This is a genomic window from Longimicrobium sp., assembly GCF_036280135.1.
Lineage (GTDB): Bacteria > Gemmatimonadota > Gemmatimonadetes > Longimicrobiales > Longimicrobiaceae > Longimicrobium.
In genome coordinates this window covers 1-4729 of the sequence record NZ_DASURI010000879.1, presented here as the reverse complement: position 1 = coordinate 4729, position 4729 = coordinate 1, and the positions used below count along the sequence as shown (strand labels likewise).

At 70.5% G+C, this 4729-nt stretch carries 5 protein-coding genes; all 5 read left to right on the top strand.

Annotated features, from left to right (window positions below; all coding sequences use genetic code 11):
• Positions 1-220: 220 nt before the first annotated feature.
• Entirely contained in the window at positions 221-616 is a 396-nt protein-coding gene (locus VFZ20_RS28360) for a hypothetical protein (RefSeq protein ID WP_329687336.1), read from the top strand.
• Positions 617-859: 243 nt separating this feature from the next.
• The gene (locus VFZ20_RS28355; protein WP_329687335.1) at positions 860-1399 is read left to right on the top strand and encodes a GAF domain-containing protein; all 540 of its coding nucleotides are present in this window, start codon (positions 860-862) and stop codon (positions 1397-1399) included.
• 310 nt (positions 1400-1709) lie between these two features.
• Positions 1710-2825, top strand: coding sequence for a sensor histidine kinase (locus VFZ20_RS28350; RefSeq protein WP_329687334.1), 1116 nt, complete (start codon positions 1710-1712; stop codon positions 2823-2825).
• Between the two features lie 123 nt (positions 2826-2948).
• Positions 2949-3383: an IS200/IS605 family transposase gene (gene tnpA, locus VFZ20_RS28345; protein WP_329687333.1), complete on the top strand. Its 435-nt coding sequence runs from the start codon at positions 2949-2951 to the stop codon at positions 3381-3383.
• 375 nt (positions 3384-3758) lie between these two features.
• Positions 3759-4729, top strand: a 971-nt coding sequence (locus tag VFZ20_RS28340; protein ID WP_329687332.1) for an ABC transporter transmembrane domain-containing protein, incomplete at its 3' end; no start/stop codon positions are given.

Genomic DNA, 4729 nt, shown 5'->3' with positions numbered 1-4729 from the left:
GCGGGGGCCGGGGGTCGGGGGGTGGGGGCCCTCCGCGGGCGAGACACGCTCCGCTGATGTGCATGGTCTGGGTCCTACACCCTCTCCCGCGCAGTTTGCGGGAGAGGGTGGGCGAGTTTTACGAGCCCGGGTGAGGGCCCGTCCGGAACGCGGCTTGCACCCCCGCCCCGCCCTGAAATCGTCCGGACGATGCCGACCAATCCACGCGGAGGACGCGCCCGTGATCGCGTACAGCCAGCACCGTGATGCAGGACCGGCGGATGCGCTCGCCGTGGCGCAGGGTGCGTTCTACGTCGCCACGGGCGTGTGGCCCATCCTGCACATGCGCAGCTTCGAGGCGGTCACGGGCGAAAAGACGGACGACTGGCTCGTGAAGACCGTCGGCGCGCTCATCGCTGTCGCGGGGGCCACGATGACGGTCGCGGGCCTGCGCCGCCGCGTAACGCCCGAGATCGCGATGCTGGCCGCCGGGTCCGCCGCCGCCCTCGCCGCCGTGGACGTGATCTACACGCAGAAGGGCATCATCCCGCCCGTCTACCTGCTGGACGCCGTCGCCGAGGCCGGCCTGATCGGCGCGTGGGCGGCCGCCGCCGCGCGGGGCGAGATCGAGGACTGACGCTCCGCTGATCATCCACCCATCCGCCTCGCCCAAACCTGAGCAGGATCTGTCCCCTGCACCTCTCCCGCTTGCGGGAGAGGTCGCAAGCGCGTCGCGCGGGTGAGGGCCCCCGCCCGCCGACGATCCTCCGCCACCCTGCTCGAATCGGTCCCTGGCTCACCCCTCGCCCGCCACGGACGCTGCGGTGTATCATCCAGCTTCTCCCGGATACGACCCACGATCGACAGCACCGAGGAACGGATGGCGGAATACACGCTGGTGGCGGACAAGACGGGCGAGCTGCGGATGGACGCGGCCGACAAGGAGACGCGTTACGCCGAGCTGATGATGCAGATCGAGGCCACGCTGGCCGGCGAGCCGGACCTGACGGCGGCGATGGCGTCCGTCGCGTGCCTGCTGCACAACGGATTTCCGTACTACTTCTGGACGGGCTTCTACCGGCGGGTTGGGCCCACGCGGCTGCTCGTGGGTCCGTACCAGGGCACGCTGGGGTGCCTGGACATCGACTTTGCGCGGGGCGTGTGCGGCGCCGCGGCCACTCGCCGCGAAACGCTCGTCGTGGAGGACGTGCACGCGTTCCCGGGCCACATCGCCTGCGACTCGGCGTCCGCGTCCGAGATCGTGGTCCCCGTGTTCGACGCCCGCGGCGAGCTGATCGCCGTGCTGGACGTGGACAGCACGATCCCCGCGGCGTTCGACGAGGTGGACCAGCGCTGGCTGGAGCGCATCGTGGCGCTCCTGGCGCAGAAGGAGCCAATGCCGGTGGTGTGGAGGGGATGAGCGTCAGCCCCGGCCAGAGCGACTGAAGTCGCCGCAACGACTGCGGAAAGCCTCACCCCTGGACGGCAAACTGCGCCGTCCAGGGGTGAGGCTTCACCAACGTAGATGATCCGCTATAGGATTGCCGACGAGCACGGACTCGTTGTCCCGGGTCGTTGAAGCCTCACGCAGTTTGTGAGGCTTTCCGCCCTTGTTGCGGCGACTTCAGTCGCTCTGTCTCGAAGGTGGCTGGTGGGTAGGGATTCTCCCCGCCGCGCCTGCCCGGATCAGCCCGCTTGCCCCGCATCGCCCCGCTCCTATCTTCCGCCGCATGTCTCACATCGACCCCTTCCCCGCTCCGCCGACGCCCCCCGGCGCGCCCGCGCGCAGGCTGCCGCGCGCGGTGCGGTGGGCCCTGCGGGTGCCGCTGTTCTACAAGATCCTGCTGGCCAACGCGGCGCTGGTGCTCGTGGGCACCATCGTGGGCAGCATGGTCACGGCGGATTTCGTGCGCCGGCATCCGTCCGCGTCGCTGCTGGACCTGGTGGGCGCGCTGGCCATCGGCGGCATGCTGGCCACCCTGCTCGTCAACGCGCTCATCCTGCGCCTGGCCCTGCAGCCGCTGGACGCGCTGGAGCGCACGGCCGCCCGCGTGCACCGCGGCGACCTGGACGCGCGGGTGCCGCTTTCGCCCGTGGCGGACCGCGAGCTGGACCGGCTGACGCGCACCTTCAACGCCATGCTCGACGCGGCCACCCGCAACCGCGAGCGCCTGCGCGCCGTGGCCGCCACCGCCCTCAACGCGGCCGAAGAGGAGCGAAAGCGCATTGCCCGCGAGCTGCACGACGAGACGGCGCAGCTGCTGGCGGCGCTGCTCATCCGCATCCGCGTGGTCAGGAAGGCCAGCGATCCCGCGGCGGTTTCCACGCTGCTGGACGACATGCGCGAGCAGATCGGCGGCGCACTGGAAGGCGTGCGGCGATTCGCGCGGGGGCTGCGTCCGCCGGCGCTGGACGAGCTGGGGCTCATCCCCGCCATCGAATCGCACGTGCGCTCCATCCGCGCCATCGCCGAGATCGACCTCTCCCTGGAGGCCGATGGCGACGTGTCGTGCCTGCCGCCCGAGGCGGAGCTGGCCGTGTACCGCATCGTGCAGGAGGCGCTGAGCAACGTCATCCGACACTCGGGCGCCCTGCGCGCGGCCGTGCGCGTGGTCCGCGAGCCGGACCGCCTGGTGGTGACGGTGGAGGACGACGGGCACGGCTTCAACGTGCCGGAGGTGCGCGCGGCGGGTGGCGGATTGGGGTTGTTCGGGATGGGCGAGCGCGCCGCGTACCTGGGCGGCCGCGTGGACGTGCAGAGCACCCCCGGCACCGGCACGCGCGTCCGCGCCGAGATCCCCCTCGGCGACCCGGACCCGCCCGTGGCGGTGGAGGAGGAGCGGTGACCGGCAACCCTCTGCTGATGGAGCGGCGCCCCGGCCGGAGCGACTGAAGTCGCCGCAACGACAGCGGAAAGCCTCACAAACTGCGTGAGGCTTCAACCACGTGACTGCGAACCTGGAGATCCGATGCGGCATCCATTCACGCAGTTGTACGTGCACCTCGTCTGGTCCACGTGGAAGCGGGCGCCGCTGATCACGCCGGACCTGCAGCAGCGCCTCTACGCCGTCATCCAGCACCAGGCGTCGCAGCTGGGCGCCGACGTGATCGCCATCGGCGGGATTGACGACCACGTGCACGTCCTCACCCGCTTCCCGACGACGATCAGCATCTCCACCTTTGTCCAGCGCTTGAAAGGTGCCTCTTCGCACTTCGTGACGCACGTCGCGAAGGCGCCCTGCGTCTTCAAGTGGCAGGGTGGATATGGTGCATTCACCGTGAGCAAGCGCGGCGTGCCGACCGTGCGCGCCTACGTGCTGAACCAGGCCGAGCACCACCGGACGGGCACGCTGTACCCGGACCTGGAGCGCACGGAAGGACAAACGGTGCGCTCACGTGGTTGAAGCCTCACCCCTGGACGGCGCAGTTTGCCGTCCAGGGGTGAGGCTTTCCGCAGTCGTTGCGGCGACTTCAGTCGCTCCGTCTCGAAGGCGCCCCTCTGTCGCGAGACGCCATCCTCATCGACCGGCTCCCCGTCGCGGATTCCCGCCTCCCATCCACCGTCCCGTCCCCAACCGGGCGCCGCCTGACCCGTCCACCCCGAATCCGTTCATCCGCCCCGTTGGTGAACGCGATGGCGGGGTGTAGATTGCGGGACCATGACTGTCATCGAGCCATCTCCCGGCCCCGCGCCCGCACCGGCGCAAACGGATCGTCCCAAGCCCCCCGCGGCGGCCCCCTCCAGGCCCACCTTCTGGCAAAAGCTGAGGGGCGGCGAGATGCGCCAGCTGCTGCCGCGCCTGCGGCAGCACCGGGGCAAGCTGCTCATCGCCACCGTCATGCTGCTGGGCAGCAGCGCCGCCGGGCTCGTCTTTCCCCGCATCGTGGGGCGCATCCTGGACTCGGCGTTCGTGGCCGGCAGCCGCGCGGAGCTGGACCGCACGGCGCTGTTCCTCGTCGCGCTGTTCGCCGTGCAGGCCGTGATGAACTTTGTCCAGGCGTACCTGCTGAGCGTCACGGGCGAAAAGATCATCGCGCAGCTGCGGATGGACCTGTTCGGCCACCTGCTGGGGCTGCCGCCGGCGTTTTTCGCCGACCGCCGCACGGGCGAGCTCACCAGCCGCCTGGGCACGGACGTCTCCATGCTGCAGGGCGTGCTCACCATGCACGCCACGGAGCTGTGCCGGCAGGTGCTGATGCTCGTCGGCGCGCTGGTGATGCTCACCGTCACGCACGTCTACCTCACCCTCGTCACCCTCGTCGTGGTCCCCGTCGTCGTGGGGACGGCGTTCTACTTCGGCAAGCTGCTGCGCGTGGCGTCGCAGGGGGTGATGGACCAGGTGGCCGAGGCCAGCGCCATCGCCGAGGAGGCGTTCGCGCAGATCCGCGTGGTGCAGAGCTTTGTGCGCGAGCCGCACGAGCGCGGTCGATACGGCGAGCGTATCGGCCAGTCCGTGGCCGTGGCCCTGCGCCGCTCCGTGACGCGCGCGTTCTTCTTCAGCGTCATCGGGTTCGTGAGCTTTGCCGCGTCCGTGCTGGTGCTGTGGATCGGCGGGCGGATGGTGCTGCGGGGGGAGCTCACGGCGGGCACGCTCGTCTCGTTCCTGCTCTACAGCGCCATGGCCGCCAACGCCGTGGGGGCCATCGGCGGGCTGTGGAGCGCGTACCAGGAGGCCATCGGCGCCGCGGGCCGCGTCTTTGAGCTGCTGCGCAGCCGTCCCAAGCTGCGCGATCCGGATGCGCCCGCCAC